This window comes from Candidatus Kuenenia sp. (assembly GCF_027493735.1).
GTDB lineage: Bacteria > Planctomycetota > Brocadiia > Brocadiales > Brocadiaceae > Kuenenia > Kuenenia stuttgartiensis_A.
Window position 1 is genome coordinate 106,735 of sequence record NZ_JAOSKF010000005.1, and the last position, 19,619, is coordinate 126,353.

General features: G+C 41.0%; 15 protein-coding genes. All 15 read left to right on the forward strand.

Annotation, left to right across the window (positions count from 1 at the left end):
- Window positions 1-190 precede the first annotated feature (190 nt).
- On the forward strand, window positions 191-1,426 hold the full coding sequence (locus tag M5U24_RS04305; protein WP_298201680.1) for an amidohydrolase family protein: 1,236 nt from the start codon (window positions 191-193) through the stop codon (window positions 1,424-1,426).
- Between the two features lie 87 nt (window positions 1,427-1,513).
- Complete coding sequence (locus M5U24_RS04310) at window positions 1,514-1,774, forward strand: DUF2835 domain-containing protein (protein WP_099325340.1); 261 nt, start codon at window positions 1,514-1,516, stop codon at window positions 1,772-1,774.
- Window positions 1,775-1,810: 36 nt separating this feature from the next.
- Window positions 1,811-3,229: a chromosomal replication initiator protein DnaA gene (dnaA, locus tag M5U24_RS04315; protein WP_099325339.1), complete on the forward strand. Its 1,419-nt coding sequence runs from the start codon at window positions 1,811-1,813 to the stop codon at window positions 3,227-3,229.
- A 330-nt stretch (window positions 3,230-3,559) separates the two neighbouring features.
- On the forward strand, window positions 3,560-4,660 hold the full coding sequence (dnaN, locus tag M5U24_RS04320; protein WP_298201685.1) for a DNA polymerase III subunit beta: 1,101 nt from the start codon (window positions 3,560-3,562) through the stop codon (window positions 4,658-4,660).
- Between the two features lie 115 nt (window positions 4,661-4,775).
- Complete coding sequence (locus tag M5U24_RS04325; protein WP_157820528.1) at window positions 4,776-5,117, forward strand: DUF721 domain-containing protein; 342 nt, start codon at window positions 4,776-4,778, stop codon at window positions 5,115-5,117.
- A complete protein-coding gene (gene gyrB / locus M5U24_RS04330) occupies window positions 5,117-7,579 on the forward strand; it encodes a DNA topoisomerase (ATP-hydrolyzing) subunit B (RefSeq protein WP_099325336.1) in 2,463 nt (820 codons plus the stop codon). The genes M5U24_RS04325 and gyrB overlap by 1 nt, the downstream gene beginning before the upstream one ends.
- Before the next feature lie 902 nt (window positions 7,580-8,481).
- The gene (locus tag M5U24_RS04335) at window positions 8,482-8,688 is read left to right on the forward strand and encodes a hypothetical protein (RefSeq protein WP_099325334.1); all 207 of its coding nucleotides are present in this window, start codon (window positions 8,482-8,484) and stop codon (window positions 8,686-8,688) included.
- Between the two features lie 303 nt (window positions 8,689-8,991).
- Entirely contained in the window at window positions 8,992-9,234 is a 243-nt protein-coding gene (locus M5U24_RS04340; RefSeq protein ID WP_099325333.1) for a hypothetical protein, read from the forward strand.
- Window positions 9,234-9,866 (forward strand): MBL fold metallo-hydrolase, encoded by a 633-nt coding sequence (locus tag M5U24_RS04345; protein ID WP_099325332.1) that lies wholly within the window; start codon window positions 9,234-9,236, stop codon window positions 9,864-9,866. The genes M5U24_RS04340 and M5U24_RS04345 overlap by 1 nt, the downstream gene beginning before the upstream one ends.
- A gap of 1,156 nt (window positions 9,867-11,022) precedes the next feature.
- The gene (locus M5U24_RS04350; RefSeq protein ID WP_099325330.1) at window positions 11,023-13,521 is read left to right on the forward strand and encodes a YfhO family protein; all 2,499 of its coding nucleotides are present in this window, start codon (window positions 11,023-11,025) and stop codon (window positions 13,519-13,521) included.
- A 1,141-nt stretch (window positions 13,522-14,662) separates the two neighbouring features.
- Entirely contained in the window at window positions 14,663-16,795 is a 2,133-nt protein-coding gene (ccoN, locus tag M5U24_RS04355) for a cytochrome-c oxidase, cbb3-type subunit I (protein ID WP_298201687.1), read from the forward strand.
- Window position 16,796: 1 nt separating this feature from the next.
- Window positions 16,797-16,967 (forward strand): CcoQ/FixQ family Cbb3-type cytochrome c oxidase assembly chaperone, encoded by a 171-nt coding sequence (locus M5U24_RS04360; protein WP_099325326.1) that lies wholly within the window; start codon window positions 16,797-16,799, stop codon window positions 16,965-16,967.
- Window positions 16,964-17,545: a c-type cytochrome gene (locus tag M5U24_RS04365; protein WP_099325325.1), complete on the forward strand. Its 582-nt coding sequence runs from the start codon at window positions 16,964-16,966 to the stop codon at window positions 17,543-17,545. The genes M5U24_RS04360 and M5U24_RS04365 overlap by 4 nt, the downstream gene beginning before the upstream one ends.
- Before the next feature lies 1 nt (window position 17,546).
- Entirely contained in the window at window positions 17,547-18,947 is a 1,401-nt protein-coding gene (gene ccoG, locus M5U24_RS04370) for a cytochrome c oxidase accessory protein CcoG (RefSeq protein WP_099325324.1), read from the forward strand.
- A partial coding sequence (locus M5U24_RS04375; protein ID WP_298201689.1) for a sulfite exporter TauE/SafE family protein occupies window positions 18,928-19,619 on the forward strand: 692 nt, incomplete at its 3' end. The genes ccoG and M5U24_RS04375, both read left to right, overlap by 20 nt.

Sequence of the window (19,619 nt, forward strand, 5' to 3'; positions counted from 1 at the left end):
AGTAATTTCTTTACATTTTTTGGCAAAATATTTAATGGTTACTTTTGCAATCTACATTTGGCAGTCCACAATCTGCAATCTGCCGACTGCTACGGTATGACGAAAAATTACGAGTCCCTTAACATGAACCTTAGGCTCATACTTTCTGAAATCATTTCGATTATCTTTTGCAATACAAAACATATTACTCATGATAGTCATAAAAGCAAAGTATCTTGTACAAGACAATAACCACTACATTGAAAATGGCGCCATAGCTATCGAAGGCACCAAAATACGTAAGGTGGGTACATTTGATGAAATCAGGAATCTGGGGGATAATGCGGCAATTATTGATTTGAAAAATACTGCGTTGTTGCCAGGGCTTATAAACGTACATACTCATCTTGACCTGACGGATAGTAAAAACCTTATTGCCCCCACCAGCAATTTCACACACTGGGTATTTCAACTAATCGCACTAAAATCAAGATGGAAAGCAGACGACACCATTGCTTCAATAAAAAAAGGAATCGCATTGTGTATCGCCGGCGGCACAACTACGGTGGCAGATATTGCAAGTGCTGAACACTCGTTTTCCGTATTGGAAAAAAGCCCGATTCGCAAGGTTGTTTACAAAGAGATCATTGGGCTGAATCCTGCATATGCGCAAAAAATAATAGCAAAAACTTCCATGGAATTGGCGAAAATAAAAGCCACAGACCTTTACCATGCAGGCATTTCTCCCCATGCCCCTTATTCTGTTTCGAAAGAACTGTATGTGGCCGCTTCCCAACTTGCCAAAGAAAGAAACATTCTGATTTGTACCCACATAGCAGAAACAGAGGATGAAATTGAATTTCTCGCAAAAGGATCCGGGCATTTGCCTGTTTTGCTGCAAAAATTAAAGGCAATGCCTGAAGGATGGCAACCTCCGGAACGTAAACCCATACAATATTTATATGAAGCGGGGGTGTTAAACGAAAAAACACTGCTAATTCATTGCAATTATCTTACTGAAGAGGAGATTCAATTACTACATGCATCAGGCGCCAGCATAGCTTTTTGCCCAAAAAGTCACCACTTCTTCGGCCACAAAAATCATCCGCTGCCAAAACTACTGGAAAAAGGGATCAACGTAGGATTAGGCACGGACAGTTTGGCAAGTAATGATACATTAGACATACTGGAAGAGATGAAATTTTTACATACCCATTATTCATTACCACCAAAGGTACTATTTTCAATCGCTACAAAAAATGGCGCAAAGGCGCTAGGGATGGAAACAGCTATCGGCCAGCTAAAAGAAGGCTTTGAAGCGGACATGTGCGGTATCAGATTGCCCGGCAACCCGACCGGCAGCGTCTATGATCAAATACTTGATTCATCGGCTAAAAATATTTTTACCATGATAGCAGGTGCTGTTTGTTATCATGCAAGTAAATGAAGAATGAGAATGAGGAAAGTATTTGGCGTATTATTATAGAATATTTACCCTATTTACCGCTCACCATTTCATTTATCGCAATTTAAAATGACCACGACACGGCGTTTTCAATTTTCACTCAATATTTCTCCGGATGAGTATCTGGCTTACTATAGGGGCACTGCGAAATACATACAGACAACTACCGCGTCCGGCGAAACAATAAAATTTCCCGCATCGTCGTTAAAAAAACACCTCACTCACAATGGCATACACGGACATTTTGAAATTGAAATATGCGAAAACAATAAATTATTGAATATTAACAAGATAAACGTAAAATCAGATAAAAATGGCATATGGCTTTGATCTTTTATCATATTGAAAATATACAGGCGGCTTCCCATGTATAACGATAACGACAAACAACAACTCAATCCCTCGTCATATGGATTTCAAACAATACAGATGCTCACCTCCACAGAAAGTGATTACCTGATAGAAAGCATCCGTGCAGAGATACGAAAAACCGTTCCTCCGGAACAATATGACCAATGGTTTTCCCGCATGGAAATCTCCTCTATTACCGATAACAGCATTACGTTTGCCGTGCCAGGCGATTCCATAAAAAACCGGATATGCGCAGATTACCTGGAATTCATTTCTAGTATAGTGTATAAACTGCTGCACCCCTCATTTGAAATCGACATTATTTCGGCGGAAAAACCTGCCATCACAACGCAAATGCAATTACAATCCAAAGACAATGACATCTCTAATGCAAATGCATCGTCTATGAATATTGTTTCTCTCTCATCAATAAACAAAAGATATACCTTCGAAAACTTTGTTGTTGCCGCATATAACCGTATGGCGCACGCAGCGGCAGTTTCCGTTGCCGGCTCTCCGGGATATGCATATAACCCTCTTTTTATCCATGGCGCCAGTGGATTGGGGAAAACGCACCTTATGCACGCCATTAATAATTTCATCCTTCAACAAGGCCGTTTGAAGACGTTCTATTTATCCTGTGAACATTTTGTAAACCACTACATTTCCGCAATACAATCCAACAACATGGAAGCATTTAGAAAGTTTTACCGGAATGTGGACGTGCTTTTGATGGACGATATACAATTTTTTGAGAATTCCTACGGAAGCAGGGAAGAGTTCTTCCATACCTTCAACGCCCTTTATAATGACGGAAAACAAATTGTCATCACAAGCAATTATCCCCCGGAATCTATTGCATACATGGAAGACCGTTTGGTATCCCGCTTTAAATGGGGGCTTGTATGCGGCATTAGTACGCCTTCCCTGGAAACACGAGCCGCAATTGTTGAAAAAAGGGCTGCCGCCTGGAATATTAAGGTTTCCCATGAATCTGCCGTATACCTCGCGGAAAATATACCGGGCAATATCCGGGAACTGGAAGGCGCCATTGCGCGGCTGAGCAATGAAGCAAAGGCAACAAATAATGCCGTTTCTTTCGATTTCATCAGAAAGGTCTCCCGGGAAATATCGGGCAGTAAAAAAACCGTTAGTATTGAAGCGGTTCTCGGCGCTATCTCAAAAAAATTTAATGTGAGCGTTTCAGAGCTTTTATCGAAGCGCCGCACGCGTACCGTGGCGCTGCCAAGGCAAATTGCTATGCATCTTTCGAGAAAATTAACCAATATGTCCCTGACAGAAATAGGGGGATACCTTGGCGGGAGAGACCATTCAACCGTAATACATGGTGATGAAACTATCATCAAAAAGGCAGGGAATGATAAAAATCTTTCGTTTATTATACAAAAGCTGGAAGGTGAATTGTTGAAATAAGGAACACTTTAGCCTTTTGAAACTGGAAATCGTAATTTGTAGTGCGACGAACCTCGTCGCACTACATATTCTACTATCCATCAACTTCTTGTTTTTTATGCTAGTTTTTCAAAATGCATTACGCAAGGTTTGGAGTATTGAGTTTTTTGTCACTTGAAATTATTTCATATTTCGATATTCGCATTACAAATTTGGTTGCGGCCAAAGGCTGCGCCAAGTAATCTGTTGTTTAAGTTTTTTTTACCGGCCAAAGGCTTCGCCTTACCGGCATGTGTATAGTAACAAACACGTGTTTACCCCATTTTCACATAAAAACCAGGAACCATAACAATGAAAATACTATTTTCAGGAGACGCTTTACATAAAGGTTTTAGCTTAACGGCAAGTGTAGTGCCCTCTTCCGCCATGAAACAAATTCTGCAGGGTGTAAAGCTGGAAGTGGCGGACAACTGTGCCGAGTTAACCGCAACAGATCTGGAAGTGCTTGTTAAATACAGGATACCGGCAAAGGCATGCGAAGGCGAGGGCGGTATTGTGTTGCCTGCATCGAGGGCTAATAATATTTTCCGGGAATGGGCGGGCAACGAAGAAATTTCTGTAACGGTAGAAGCAGGCCATTGTACATTGCAATCAAAGGGGGGTAGTTTTAAGATTTTGGGGGACGACTGCCTTCAGTTCCCCAATATAACAAAAACAGACGTAACCTCATTTGTCGAAATAGACGGTGAAATACTTGGTAAGATGGTGGAAAAGGTTGCATATGCGGTATCTTCCATAAAAGCGCTCAGCATTTACAGCGGGATATCGGTTAAAATTTTTGGCGATACCATTATCATGGTAGGCTCCGATATGAACAGGCTGGCAGTGGTAAAACGAAAGGTCCGTAATCCGGAAAACGTTTCCATGTCGGGAATAGTGGGCGTAAAATGCCTCGCTTTTTTGCAGCGTTTTGTATCTGAATGCAAAGGTACATTGATGGTCGGGATGGGCGAATCACAAATACATTTCATCGGAGAAAAAGGAGAAGTAATATCGCAACTCATAGAGGGAAAATATCCAAACTATGATGAGGTGATACCCAAAAATAACGATAAAAAGATTGAAGTAAACCGGGATGAACTATTATCCATAGTAAGAATGGCGTCATTTGTCACCAATGACGAATACCGCGTGGTCGAATTTTCATTAACAAAAAACAAACTGTCAATCTTTTCGAGCGCCGCAAATGTCGGGGAGGCTGCATTGGAAATTGCTGCGCAATATGACGGACCTGATTATACGAATACCTTCAATCCCGATTACATTTTAGATTTTTTAAGGGCTTCAGATTGCGAAACGATCACCATTGAACTTGGCGAAATCGACGATGCAGCATTGTTTAAAACCGGGCATGAAGAAATAAACGTCATGATGCCCGTTGAATGGAAGTAATAGGTCACATCACAAGCCTCAACCAAAAAGGTTGAATTTCTAAGTTTGGTCATTAGTCATTGGTCAATTTTAGGGTCGTCCCTGCAACATTTATACAATTATGGATTTTTGCTTTATGAAAGATGAATTGCGTGACCGATACTTTATTAACAAAAACAAGCCCAAACATATTGGCGATTTACTAAAGGAACTCTTTCCCCCCAAAACCCTCTCCCGCACCAATGCCCTCCATAATAATATCAGGAACGCATGGCGAAACATCGTCGGCGATGAAATATACCAGATTACCAGGATCGATGGGTTAAAGAACCGGATTTTGTATATAAATGTTGAATCCTCCGCCCTGATTCACCATTTGACTAACTTTGAACGGCATGCTATAATTCAAAAGATCAACGAGTTAATGGGGAAAAAATCTATAGATGACATTCGTTTTAAGGTGGGAAATATAAAATAATGACGAACAATGATACTTTGGACGCCGTTTTGGAAGCAGATGCCTATGATGCAACGTCAATAAAAACATTAGGGGGAATTGAAGCCGTCAGAAAGCGCCCGGCAATGTATATTGGAGATACCACCGCCAATGGGTTGCATCACCTGGTTGAAGAAATCGTTTGCAACAGTGTGGATGAAGCCCTTGCCGGTTTCTGCGAAAACATTGCCGTAAAAATAAATGTCGATGGCAGTGTAACCGTTGTTGATGACGGACGCGGCATCCCTGTCGATATACATAAGGAAACAAACAAATCTGCATTGGAAGTCGTTATGACAATGCTGCATGCCGGGGGTAAATTTGAACATAAAAGCTACAAGACGTCAGGGGGATTACACGGCGTCGGGGTGTCTGTCGTAAATGCCTTAAGCGAATGGTTTGAAGTGGAAGTAAAAAGGAATGGACATGTATACTTCCAGAGGTACGAAAAGGGGGAAGTTATTACACCGGTGGAAACAAGGGGAATAACGAAAAAACGGGGCACCAAAATTGTTTTTAAACCAGACCATGAAATATTTGAAGACACCGCATTTTGTTATGAAACGATCGCAAAGCGGTTGCGGGAATACGCATTTCTCAACAAAGGGCTAAAAATAACCTTTACCGACGAAAAAACGGATAAAAATGAAACGTTCCAGTACGAAGGCGGTATAAGGGCATTTGTAGAAGAACTGAATAGCGGCAAAGAAGTGATTCATAAGGATATCATATATCTTGAAAAGGAAATTAATGAAATCGTCGTGGAAGTGGCCTTTCAATACAATGAAAGCTACAACGAAAATATCTATTCGTTTGCAAACAACATAAATACGGTGGAAGGCGGTACTCATTTAAGTGGTTTCAGGGCTGCGCTTACCCGAACACTAAACAACTACCTTAAAAATAAAAAAATACAAGGCGAAGAGAAAGCCCCCACGGGAGATGATTACAAAGAGGGGCTTACGGCGGTTATCAGCATCAAACTACCCGAACCTCAATTTGAAGGACAAACAAAAACAAAACTGGGGAACAGAGAGGTTCAGGGTATTGTTGAAACAATCATCGGGGAACAACTTGGCATATATTTCGAGGAAACGCCGTCAACAGCAAAGGCCATTATTAACAAGGGAATCGAGGCTTCAAGGGCAAGAGAAGCCGCAAGAAAAGCCAGAGACCTTACCCGAAGAAAGGGAGCGTTAAGCAGTTCTAACCTTCCCGGGAAACTGGCGGACTGCTCTTCCAGGGATTTTGAAACATCGGAGCTTTTTTTAGTGGAAGGCATCTCTGCAGGCGGTACCGCAAAGCAAGGAAGAGACAGGAGGGTTCAGGCAATCCTCCCGCTCAAAGGAGTCATATTAAATGTTGAAAAGGCACGCATTGATAAAATGCTCAGCAATGAAGAAATCAGAACCCTCATATCCGCTTTAGGCACAGGCATCGGGATTGATGATTTCAACCTGAAAAACCTGAGATATGCAAAGATCATTATTATGACGGATGCGGATATTGATGGCGCCCACATCAGAACCCTTTTGCTCACCTTTTTTTTCCGCCAGATGATCGAATTGATAGACAAAGGACATGTTTACATAGCGCAGCCGCCGTTATTTAAAATAGTCAAAAACAAAAGACAGGAATATATCTATGACGATAAGGGACTGCAAAAAAAATTAATCACGTTCGGCATAGAAGGAACGGTAATGGAAATATGCAGTGATAAAAAAGAGACGCTCGACAGCCAAACGCTGGAAAAACTATTGCCACTCCTTGTTCAGATGGAAGAGCACATTAAATTTTTAAGCAAAAAGGGTGTCTCTCTTAGAAAATTTTTGTCGCTGAGAAACAAGGAAACGGGAAAACTGCCTTATTATAAAGTAACATACAAAGACAAAATAACGTATCTTTCTTCGGAAGAGGATCTGGAAGCGTACATAAAAGAGAAACAACAAAAAGAAGGAAAAGAACTGGAAATCCTGGAAGAAGATGATATGGCTGATGAGAAAGAAAAAGGAGAAGGCGGGGCAATCGAGGTAATTGAATATCACGAATGCAAGGAAATTGAAAAAACAATCAATCTGATAGAGGGTTTTGGCTTTACAATAGATGAATATTTTCGCGGACAAAATGATGAGAAACCAAAATACAAATTAATAGCCGGCGAATCAGAGATTAATGCATTCTCTCTTAATGAAATACTGGAAAAAATAAGGGAAATCGCAAGGAAAGGCATGGAGATCCAGCGTTATAAAGGTTTGGGAGAAATGAACGCAGAAGAACTGGCGGAAACAACCATGAACTTCAATACAAGAACGTTGCTGAAAGTAAAAGTTGAGGATGCGGCAAAAGCAGATTCCATTTTCAGCACCTTAGCCGGCAAAGACGTTCAAAGAAGAAGGGAATTTATAGAAAAACATGCCCTGGAAGTACGAAATTTAGATATATAGTCAAACAAATAATGTTTTCGAAAAATTTACACACCCCAGTCCCCTCTTTTTAGAGGGGACTGGGGTGTGTTTGATAATATGCTTAGTCAAATAAATCTGTTTTTTAGAAAGCCATTTTATCGCCAAATTTCTAAAATCATATTTGTTTGGCTATAACTCTTAAGGTACTAAACAACATTGCTGCAACATTTTTATTTCCCGGGTAGGGTTGATTAAGGAGCGGTTTTTTTCGCATCGAATCCATCAATAATAATGAAGGAACTGTGTATTTGCTGTCACTTAATCCACATTACTGTCTAATAAATTTTACTCACACCTTATGAGTGAAAACCTATCATATTCTTGCGCAGGATGTAAGAATAAAATGTCGCTGTCGTGATAATTTGATCTATTCGCCTATCTAAAAATTCCCGACCTATGTTATAAATGCACATTACATTGATTATATCGCCTTTGTCACAAAACGCATTTTTTGCGCCAATACCCTGAAAATATTGCCCCTCCTTAGAAACCCTTGTCTAATAATTAAGACCATGGCAAAATTTGCATCATTCATGTAACGCTTATTAAAATAAATACTTACAGAATATTCATTGAAATTTTTGCCTGAAAAAAGCGAAATTAACACCTTTTTTAAGAGGAAAGGCTTGATTCCCGCAAAAACAATCCTTAACTATTTTTATTACCATCTCATAATAGTTTTTAAATACATAAATTGTTTTTTTGATGTACTTTATATCCCCACAGTTTCTGGTTTTTCCCGGGAAAAATGTATCCATTTTTCAACATACGCATATGAATACATTCTTCGGGCACTATAATTGCGAAAAGTGATATCAGAATTTTTATAAACATTCATCACCGATAGTTATTTAATTGAATAAAAGAGGAGTGAATTGTTCATGAAAAAGTATAGCAAAAAAAATTGTTCTGTCTGTATTGAATACCCTTATGGTTGCGATGATTGTTACAGCGAAATGAAAACTTTTATGACAACAAAAAACAAGCTGTTGCTTAATAAAAGGCAGCATACCTGCCTCACAAAAATACAAGAGGGATCGAAAATATCATCCCTGCGAAGGCAGGAATCCGGTAGTGTAAATCCATGAATTGCCGATCCACATTTCCGGATGCCCGATTACATGGGAATGAAAGATAAAGATGGTATTTTCATTATGAAACAAACAAAAAGAATCAATGTATAATAACCAAAACAGTCAGATACTCTACTAATAATGAGTTATTTACGGTACAGGGGTGTTTTAAAGCACATAAAAGCCCCGCTAATTTCCCCATTAGATAAAGTGTGCAACTTTCCTTTGTTCAAGGAAAAATATAAAAAGGTTTTTTGTTGATTATACGTATTAAATACTATAAAGTTTGCGGGAAATAATTTCAGGAGGGAGGGAGCAATGATAGCAGAAAAAGAGTTGAAGCAGAAAATATTTGTGTGTCCTCATTGTAAAGGGACGAATTTTATTTTCTTTGGCATGCAAAGGCAAAAGGGATTATTTAAAGGCCGCGAATTGTGGAACTGCAAAACATGCCACAGCACTTTTGCCAGAGAAGCTATCGATGTAAATAATTTGGAAGAAAATACCTCTTTTAACAGCAAGACCTTTCCATTCTATTACAAGGCGCGTTTTTCCTGCTGATGAAATCACCGGATATAATATTTGAGACATTAGAAGTTGGCCCATTATCGGTTAATTGTTACATTATCGGTTCCAGGTCAGATAATACTGCCGCAGTAATAGATGCAGGCGGCAATGTGAAAGAAATTGTTGAAATCCTCAAAAAACAAAACCTTACCCTGAAATACATTATCAATACTCATGCACATTTTGACCATGTCGGCGGGGTAAGCGAGCTTCATGCTTTAACAGGCGCACCATTTTTACTTCATCAGGGAGACGTCCCGCTTCTTGACTTTCTTGACGAACAGTCAAATTATTTTGGATTACCCCCGATTCCCAAACCCAAAGTAGACCGCTACCTCATTGATAACGAAGAACTCCCCCTCGGAGATGAAGTAATACGCATAATCCATACCCCCGGGCATTCCCCCGGCTGCGTGTGTTTCCTTTTTAATAACGCAATTTTTGCAGGAGATACATTGTTTGCAGGTTCTGTTGGAAGGACAGACCTTTACGGAGGCTCTCACGATACGCTGATTAACTCAGTAAAAACCCGCTTATTCACCTTGGAAGACCACGTATTGGTATACCCCGGACACGGCCCCGTTACCACAATTGGTAAAGAAAAGAAACATAATCCTTATTTTTAAATCCGGCTGCCTTTTACAGTGACTGGGAAAGAGATTGATAGTAACTATTCAGCGTAATTTATTAAACTACCGGAGATCAGAGCGCAACTCGTTCCCAAACCTTGTACTGAACATAGTGAAGTATCTGTTTGGGAACGTAATTGCACTGAAAACTTTGTTTCCAGTGAGGGTCTGACTTGACAAATTGCAAACTGTCTTAACCCTGTGATTTTATTCCCTATCTATCAGCAAACAGGCGAGAAACCGGAGTTTCCCGAACAAATGCATTCCCAAACAGATACTTCACTATGCTCAGTACAAGGTTTGGGAACGAGCCGTGTATCGTTTACGCTGAATAGTTACGATTGATATGAAAAAAATAATGATATTGATGTCTTTGATAGGATTACAGAAGATTTAGAATTGGAAAGCGTCCTTGTTAAGGCTAGTACATCGTTTCGTTAAAATGTGTACGTAAAAAAATGTCATTGCGAGGAGTGGAGCGGCGAAGCAATCTCTTGTTCCCAAAAGACTTAAGAGTGCTTCGCTGTCGCTAGCAATGACGGTATCAATGTAGATATTTTAATGAAACGTTATACTAGTGAGGGCGTAACATAGCATTATGACATTGCAACACTTGGAAACAAAATTCCGCATCAAATATTGGCAACTGTTGAATCAGGAAACTGGGTATTTCAAGTATTCGAGGCAAGCCATGACAACGTTTCTACTTTCATGGCATACATTTCTTGCAAAACACACGGCGGTATTCAAATTCAACGTAGATTCTAAATGCGCCGCTCGAAAAGTCTATCGCCCGTTTGATTTCGCTATCGTAATATGTCTTTGATGGTGTATGACAAACAGAGCAAACGTTTTTTTTGTCGGCGTACCAGTTTGATGACCATCGCATACGGATCACCATAAACACCAGTTAATTTACTTCGAGATCGAAATCCAGAATGTGAATATAATCCTGATAAGATTTTACAGGTTTTCATGAATACCCCATTCTCTTGCCTGAATAGTATAAACCTGCACGTACAGCTTTTTGTAGTCTTATTTTACCCGGAAAACATTATTCCTTATGGTATTGAGAAAGAACTATACTGAAAATTTACCCACACAAAACTTAGAAGACCCTAAATAATATACTACGCCCATAAATAAAGAACAAATGCTAAACAAGAACTACAGCAATTATTCAGCTTCGATTTTAATTACAAACCCATCTGAAGCCTGGTCGAAATATGACTGGTATGCCATCCTTCTCCTGTTTCTCCTTACCCTGGCATACTTTCACAAGGTCGTTATCCCCTTTGATACCAGCATACTGAGTGACCAAAATACTGATACCCGCCATCAGCTCTTTTATTGGAGGTATTTTGGTTTTGATACGCTGGCAAAGGGTACACTGCCCCTTTGGAATCCTTATATTTATAGCGGATCGCCCTTCGTTGGCGGCATACAGTCCGCATTGTTTTATCCGCTTAATCTTATTTTTCTCCTATTTCCCATTAATGTTGCAATTAATTACAGCATCATCCTGCACGTATTTTTGTCCGGAGTGTTCACCTATCTCTACATGAAATATCTTCGTTTTTCCGGAGCAGAAAGGCAGGGTGCATCTCCTTTGAAGAGCAGAGAGGCAGGCGGGCTATCCCGGACAAGCTGCATAATTTCTGCCATTATCTTTATGTTTTGTGCTCCGCAGATATTTCACGTCTATCCCGGGCACCTGCCAAATCTGTGCACCATGATATGGCTGCCGCTTATCCTCTTGTTTTCTGAGCTTTTTATCCGAACCAGAAATCTTTTGTATGCACTTGCCGGAGGCGTTGCCGTTGCCTGCAATATATTGGCAGGGCATCCCCAGTATTTCTTTTATACGGCAATTGCCGTATCGCTGTACTTTATCGTGCGTATTCTGCAAGAGTTTGCCGGACACAAAAACGGGAGGTGGGCGGGTTATTCATTTGCCGGCATTTTTGTCATTTATACTACAGGCGCCCTTCTTTCTTCGATACAATTGCTCCCTGCCTTTGAAATGGTGAAGCACTCCACCAGGCAAACACTCACGTATGAATGGGTGGGGCAGTTTTCTTTTTTACCTGAAAACTTTATTACCCTCTTTATCCCCGATTTCTTTGGCGATTTGTTTAATGCGCCGTATTGGGGACGATGCTATCTATGGGAAATGTCGTTATATCTGGGAATCCCTTCACTGATGCTATGCAGCATTGCCGCATTCAATTTTAAAAGCAAATATACCAGGATTTTTTTAATTATAGCATTAATAACAACAATCCTTGCTCTGGGCAAATTTATCCCTATCTTCAAAGTACTCTATGCTGTTGTGCCCGGGTTTAACATGTTTCGGGGGAATTCCAAGTTTATATTCATCGTTGCCTTTTCTCTCTCCGTGCTTGCCGGGTTTGGGATGGAATATTTACAAAATGTTTTTTCCATGAAAAAGCAGACAAAATTCCTCCTTATAATTGCTATTGGCATAGTTGCCGCAATAAGCATGTTTTTTATCATATTCTTTTTGTTTAACGCGGGATTTGGCGCATGGCATGCGATTATCCTCAAAATTTACTCATGGGGCGACCGCTACACAACGCTGCCTGGTCTGAATAATGCCAATTTTCTGCAAACGACCTTTGCCGTAGCCAGGAAGAGTGCTATAAAAGTTATAATACTGGCAATACTCAGCCTGCTTATTGTCGGATTATGGATAAACGGACGATTCAATAAGAAGGTGCTTATTCCTCTTACAATCGCCTTGCTATTTGGAGATTTGTGGATGTTTGGAAACCGCTATATGGTCACATTCGATCTTCAGGATTGTTTTTGGAATAAAGAAGTAACCGATGTCTTGAAGAAAGACCCTCGCCCGTCCCGCATAACAACGATCGGACATTTTGAGTTGAATCAGGGCATGGCGCACTATATTGCAAATATAGGAGGATACGACGCCAATGTGATAAAGGAATACAGCGAGTTTGTTAATCTGTTAAGCGGAAAACCCATTGAACAGCCAAACATAGTAATGGAGGTATCTAACATTTCAAAACTTACCAACCTCCTAAATGTGAAATATCTACTTCTTCCCTCAAACGCAAGAATAAATCATCCGGGTTTTACATTATTATACAATGACGCAAAATACGCCATTTTTGAAAACACACATGCACTGCCGCGCGCTTTTATTGTCCGGAAGGCAAAGGAACTTCATGGCAGAGATGCAATATTTAAGGAACTTTCAGGCGATGAATTTCAACCGGAAGAATATATTATTGTAGAAGAACCATTACCGCCTGTCCGCACTGCCGGATTGCAAAACATACGAAACGAACCATTGCCGGAAATACTTGAGTATACGCCAAACAGTGTAACAATTAAGGCGTCTCTTGCGGAAGATGGATACCTTGTCCTGGGCGATACGTATTATCCGGGATGGAATGCCTATGTGGACGGCAGGAGGAGCAGGATATATAAAACAGATTACGTGATACGGTCTGTCTTCCTTGAAAAAGGAGAACACATCGTCAGGTTTTTGTACGAACCAAAATCTTTTGTCATAGGCATGATAATTTCCCTCTCCGCGTTTATTCTAATAATCCCATCATGCATTTATTTAGCGGTATACCGAAAAGACCCTAAGCTGGCATAGTCAGAAGCCGGGTAGGAAACAGATGCATAGCAAATAATATTGCCAATTTATGGGGATGCATTCCCGATTTTTTGTAAATCTTCACACATGCCTGTAGTCAGAGGGGTATTGTATAGCAAGCATCCTTTTTTATTTTAACCCTGCCAGGGGTTTTTCATGCAAATTGTAGTGGCAAGGCGTGCCTTGCTACGGCATTAAAAGGGATTTCAAATATTGGCTCTTCAGGCAAGTGAGTGGGTAAAAATGAATGCCATTGGGTTTTTGCCTTTTAAAAACTCAGCCTGATTAAAGGGACACTTCCCCACGACAACGTCAAAGTTACCTTACGAAAGACGCGGATCAAGAATTTGTGCCAAAAGCTCCCGTCAATAAGTGGAGAAGAAAGTAAAAAACAATAGAATTACCTTATAAATGGGCAAAAATAAGCAAAACAGGCAAAATGGCGCGGGAGTATCTCTGTAGTAACGAAAGAGAGAGGGTAAAATAAAGTGCTTTTTTGTTCTCTACATTACAAGCGATGCATTTGAAGTGCAAGAAAAGGTCTTGCCGCATAGTGTAGAGGCGAAGCATTTGCTCTAAATTGTCGTAAATGCCTTAGCTGACACCGCAAGAGGGTATCTGATTTCTATCCAATGCCGAGATGTATTTGAGCTTGGCTTCTTCTATCAGGCTGACATTGGTTCCGGTAGCAATCCAGCAGTAGCAAGAAAGACAAAGTTTGTTTTTGATTTAATAAAACATTTGTTTATAATTTCCTGATATGGTTTTTCACATTCATTAATAGATAAAACATATCGCAGCATCGCCGCAATTAAAGACCACCCATCTTTCCTATTCCCCATACAATGAGGGGATGAAGGGGCGGCAAAAAACTTCATGAAAAAACATGTTTTTGCAGAATAATATTATATCTAACAATGACAATACTTTACATAATGATTCCCATCTCAATTGTTTTAGCGTCATTTTTTGTATATACCTTTTTATGGGCGGTGAAAAATGAACAATTTGACGATCTTGAAACACCAGCACATAAAATTTTAATTGATGACTGGAACAAAAAAATATAAGAAGCGCAACATTTTAAACAACTGAAGTTTTGCAAAAAAATTATTAAATTTAATTGGAGAAAAGAAGAAACATGGGCGCATCAAACGTTGATACCTCAAATCGTATTCAAATTGAATATGATGACAAAATTGCCAGAATGTTCACCATAGCCACCATCGTTTGGGCGGCAATCGCCTTCACAATAGGGGTATTTGTGGCATTTCAAATAGCGGTTTGGCAATTAAATTTTAATACCGGGTGGCTTACTTACGGACGGCTAAGGCCGGTACACACCAACGCAAACATCTTCGCATTTGCCGGCAATGCCATTTTCGCCGGCATATACCATTCTTCTCAGCGGTTATTAAAGACGCGCATGTTTTCCGATACCTTAAGCAGGCTGCACTTTTGGGGCTGGCAAAGTATTATCGTACTGGCCGTCATTACAATACCGCTAGGGTTAACGCAAGGGAAAGAGTATGCTGAACTGGAATGGCCCATTGATATTCTTGTCGCTTTGGTATGGGTTATATTTGCCATTAATTTTTTCGGCACTTTGCTGAAACGCAATGAAAAACACCTGTACGTTTCCATCTGGTTTTACATTGCTACGGTCATTACCGTGGGAGTGCTTTACATTATTAATGCAATAAGCCTGCCCGTTAGTTTGTTTAAAAGTTATATTGTATTTGCCGGAATACAGGACGCGCTTGTTCAATGGTGGTACGGACATAATGCCGTCGCCTTTTTCCTTACTACGCCTTTTCTCGGATTAATGTATTACTATTTGCCAAAAGCCGTAAACAGGCCTATTTACAGCTACAGGCTTTCGATATTACACTTCTGGTCTCTTATCTTTATTTATATCTGGGCAGGCCCCCATCATCTTTTGAATACGGCGCTGCCTGCCTGGCTGCAAACCCTGGGTGTAATTTTCAGCGTCATGCTATGGGCGCCAAGTTGGGGCGGTATGGTAAACGGGCTGTTGACGATCCGTGGGGCATGGCATTTATTACGCACTGAACCAATCGTTAAATTTTTTGTGGCGGCCATTACTTTTTACGGTATGGGAACCTTTGAAGGGTCGCTTCTCTCCCTTAAGCCGGTAAACGCTATTGGCCATTACACTGACTGGATTATAGGACATGTTCATGTGGGAACATTGGGCTGGAACGGATTTCTTGCGTTTGCAATGATATATTATATTGTCCCGAAATTGTGGAAAACAGAATTATATAGCAAAAAACTCGCAAACATACATTTCTGGGTAGGCCTTTTAGGCATACTTCTTTATTACATTTCAATGCTGGCCGCAGGAATTACACAAAGTTTGATGTGGATGGAAATGGACAATAAAGGAAATCTTGTCTATCCGGAATTCATTGAAACCGTCATTCGCATAATTCCGCTCTTTTACTTCCGCGCAATAGGGGGAGTATTGTTCTTAGGCGGTTTCTTCCTGTTGCTGTATAACATTTGCAAGACCATCAGACTATCGCCCCCGATTTTAAAAAATGATACAATACAAATAAGTGTATCCCCTAAGACCGTTCCCCTTTCAGAACACGGGCATAGAAGGCTTGAAGGGATGGCGGTTACGTTCAGTGTTTTGGCGCTTATTGCCATCATGGTAGGCTCTGTCATTGAAATAGTCCCCACACTTTCCATTCATAAATACATTACGCCGGAGAACAAAATGGCGTCATTCACACCCTTGGAACTGGAAGGGCGTGATATTTATATAAAAGAAGGGTGCCACAATTGCCATTCGCAAATGATCCGGACGATGCCCCCGGAAATATTACGATACGGGCACGCTTCCATTATTGAAGAATCCATGTACGACAGGCCTTCTCAATGGGGGTCGAAACGCACGGGGCCAGACCTTGCAAGACTGGGGAAAAAATACCCCGACCTTTGGCATTACATGCATATGATAAATCCCCGTGCCGTCATAAAGGAATCCATTATGCCCGCCTACCCCTGGCTGGCAAAGAAGAAGATTCACTTTTTCGGCATAAGAAAGAAGATATCCCTCCTCCATAAAATGGGCGCTCCCTATTCAGAAAAAGAACGGGCGGATGCAGATATTATGGCGGAAATACAGGCGCATGAAATTGCCGAATCTCTTAAAAAACAAGGCGTGAAAGAAAATGTGGAAGACAAGGAAATCACTGCATTAATAGCATATCTCCAGGCGCTTGGACAGAAAGGAGTTCAATAACATGAAACAACAGGCTTTAGCACACTTTACCGATACGTATTTGGCGGCGATTGGATTTTTTTTATTCTTTTTTGTTTTTCTGGGCATCCTTTTTTGGATTCAAAGGAAGGGCGCTGCCAAACACTATGATTATATGTCCCATTTGCCGCTTCGCGAGGAGGAACGATCATGAACAGGGATACTCATGTAAAAGATACTCCTATGACAGGGGATGAATACGACGGGATTACCGAATATGACAACCCATGCCCGGCATGGCTAATGTATATTTTCTATACAACGATCCTTTTTGCCGTCTTCTACCTTGGGTACCATTTCGGAAGCGTTAGGAACGGGAAATTGCAGGTAGCCGCGACTGTTGCTCCACCTGCGAATATGATGCAAGCGGAAGAAATACTGATGGAACTGCCTGAAATAACTGAAGCGCAGCTCACTACGCTGCTGGCTGACAAGGATGCATTGGCAAAGGGGAAAGAGGTGTACGCCTCAAAATGTTCTTCCTGCCATGGAGAAGAAGGAGAAGGATTGATCGGGCCAAACCTGGTGGATAATTACTGGTTACACGGCAGAGGGGGAATACGCGAAATAGCAAGCATAATCAGCGATGGCATTCCCGACACCGGCATGGCTGCATGGAGAGGAAGAATTACAGATGAAAACATTCAGCAAACAGCCGCTTATATAAAATCATTAAGAGGTTCCATGCCTGAAAACCCAAGAGACCCGGAAGGAGAACTTGTAGAAGAATAATATGTCGAAAAACTTCTACAATCCGTCCCATGAGGGTATTCGCATAACCCATCCTATGGCAGTTTACGGATTCTACAGAAAGTACAGAACCATTGTTGAAATAGCGCTGCTCATCGCATTTTTTCTGTTTCCCTGGATAAAAATAAACGGTTTTCCTGCAATTCTCATTGACATACCGCACAGAAGATTTTCGCTGTTTGGCTTACAATTCTGGGGGCATGACACGCCCATGCTCTTCTTCGTGATGGCAAGTTTTTCCATGGGAATCGTCTTTGCCACTTCTGCCTGGGGAAGGGTATGGTGCGGATGGGCTTGCCCGCAAACGGTTTTTATTGGAGCAATTTTCCGAAAAATTGAATCTTTCGTAGAGGGAGGCCATATTGCGAGAATCAAACTCCGGAAGGCGCCTTTTCACAAAGAGAAATTAATCAAAAAAACAGTTAAATGGTCTTTGTTTTTTTTGACAAGCGCTGTTATCTCTCACACAATCCTTGCATATTTTGCCGGAGCAGAAAATCTCGTCTCAATGATTGCCATTTCCCCCTTTAAAAATTGGGCGGTTTTTCTGACCACAGGTATTGTTACCATTGTGGTGATGTTGAATTTTGGCTGGTTTAGGGAGCAGTTGTGCATATCAATCTGTCCGTACGGAAGATTGCAATCGGTATTAATGGACGAAAACTCCCTTGCAATAATTTACGATGAAAAAAGAGGTGAACCGCGAAAAGGGCTGCAACCGAAGACGGAAGAGCCGGGAGATTGCATTAATTGCTATAAATGTGTTGCCGTTTGTCCAACAGGAATAGATATCCGCAAAGGGCTGCAAATGGAATGTATTGCCTGTACTGCCTGCATTGACGCATGCGACACGGTAATGGCAACGGTTAAAAAGCCGAAGGGGCTTATACGGTATGAGTCGGAAAACGGCCTGAGAGGAAGACCCTCAGGTTTTTGGCGTATTAAAAACATGATTTACCTGGGATTAGTCTCCGCCTGCCTGATAGGATTAGCCTCCTATATTTCAAACAGGCCTGATTTGGATATTACCGTATTGAGAGCGCAGGAAAGTCCTTATCGGGTAATTACCAAATCCCGGGAAGAACCCCTCATCTCAAACCATTACACGCTGAATCTGAAAAACCAGAGCTTTCATGAGATAGAAGTGGATATTAAACACGCTGAAGATAGCAGAAATAAAGGGATTGAAATTATAGCGCCGACGTATCCTGAAATGATTGCGCCGGGAAAAACAACAAAAAACCATTTTTTCATAACGTTTCCCAAATCGCTTTTGAGCGAAAAAGGGCAACTGAATTTTCAATTACACATTGCTGCTACATCAAACAACAAAACAACCCGAAATTACATAAAGGAGTTAACCCTTGCCGGACCTGTCAAATAATATAATACAACGCATTGGAGAAATGTCACCCTTCTTTGTTCCTTTTGCAGTAATTGCCGCAAGCCTTATCGGCAGTGTCCACTGTGTAGGAATGTGCGGCGGCCTGGCATTGGCCGCAAGCGCTCACAGCAAAGCGGGGCTGATTTCATACCATATAGGACGCTTTTTAGGATACTTTTGCATTGGTGCCCTGGCGGGGCTTCTTGGCTCAAAATTTATCCATTCAGAAATGAAATACCTCTCTTTTGTATCAACGATTTTCCTGGGTATAACCTTCTTTATTATCGGATTCCGTATTCTGAAAGAGGGCAATCTGCACATAAAACAACCGTATTTTCTGCGGTTATTTTACCAGAAAAGAGTAGGGCGTTTATTAGAAGCCAGGGTTTCGCCAAAGAGAGCGGGTTTTTTAATAGGTGTCCTCAGCCCTTTACTGCCATGCGGATGGTTATATGGTTTTATCCTTATAGCCGTTACTACGCACAATCCACTATGGGGCGGCATATTGCTTTTCTCGTTCTGGTTAGGCACTATCCCCGCACTCTCCGGCATTTCCTACCTGACAAAAAAACCGGTACAACTCCTTAATAATAAGGCAATGGCTTTTGTGGGCGTATTTTTGATTTTTATTGGCATATCAAGCGTAATCATAAAATTAACCGTCAATCACAA

Coding starts and splice junctions, on each gene's coding strand:
- M5U24_RS04340 (WP_099325333.1), top strand. CDS start 8,992: ATGATAGCAGAAAAAGAGTTGAAGCAGAAAATATTTGTGTGTCCTCAT.
- ccoN (WP_298201687.1), top strand. CDS start 14,663: ATGGGCGCATCAAACGTTGATACCTCAAATCGTATTCAAATTGAATAT.
- M5U24_RS04325 (WP_157820528.1), top strand. CDS start 4,776: ATGAAAGATGAATTGCGTGACCGATACTTTATTAACAAAAACAAGCCC.
- M5U24_RS04305 (WP_298201680.1), top strand. CDS start 191: ATGATAGTCATAAAAGCAAAGTATCTTGTACAAGACAATAACCACTAC.
- M5U24_RS04360 (WP_099325326.1), top strand. CDS start 16,797: ATGAAACAACAGGCTTTAGCACACTTTACCGATACGTATTTGGCGGCG.
- dnaA (WP_099325339.1), top strand. CDS start 1,811: ATGTATAACGATAACGACAAACAACAACTCAATCCCTCGTCATATGGA.
- gyrB (WP_099325336.1), top strand. CDS start 5,117: ATGACGAACAATGATACTTTGGACGCCGTTTTGGAAGCAGATGCCTAT.
- M5U24_RS04350 (WP_099325330.1), top strand. CDS start 11,023: ATGCTAAACAAGAACTACAGCAATTATTCAGCTTCGATTTTAATTACA.
- M5U24_RS04345 (WP_099325332.1), top strand. CDS start 9,234: ATGAAATCACCGGATATAATATTTGAGACATTAGAAGTTGGCCCATTA.
- dnaN (WP_298201685.1), top strand. CDS start 3,560: ATGAAAATACTATTTTCAGGAGACGCTTTACATAAAGGTTTTAGCTTA.
- ccoG (WP_099325324.1), top strand. CDS start 17,547: ATGTCGAAAAACTTCTACAATCCGTCCCATGAGGGTATTCGCATAACC.
- M5U24_RS04310 (WP_099325340.1), top strand. CDS start 1,514: ATGACCACGACACGGCGTTTTCAATTTTCACTCAATATTTCTCCGGAT.
- M5U24_RS04365 (WP_099325325.1), top strand. CDS start 16,964: ATGAACAGGGATACTCATGTAAAAGATACTCCTATGACAGGGGATGAA.
- M5U24_RS04335 (WP_099325334.1), top strand. CDS start 8,482: ATGAAAAAGTATAGCAAAAAAAATTGTTCTGTCTGTATTGAATACCCT.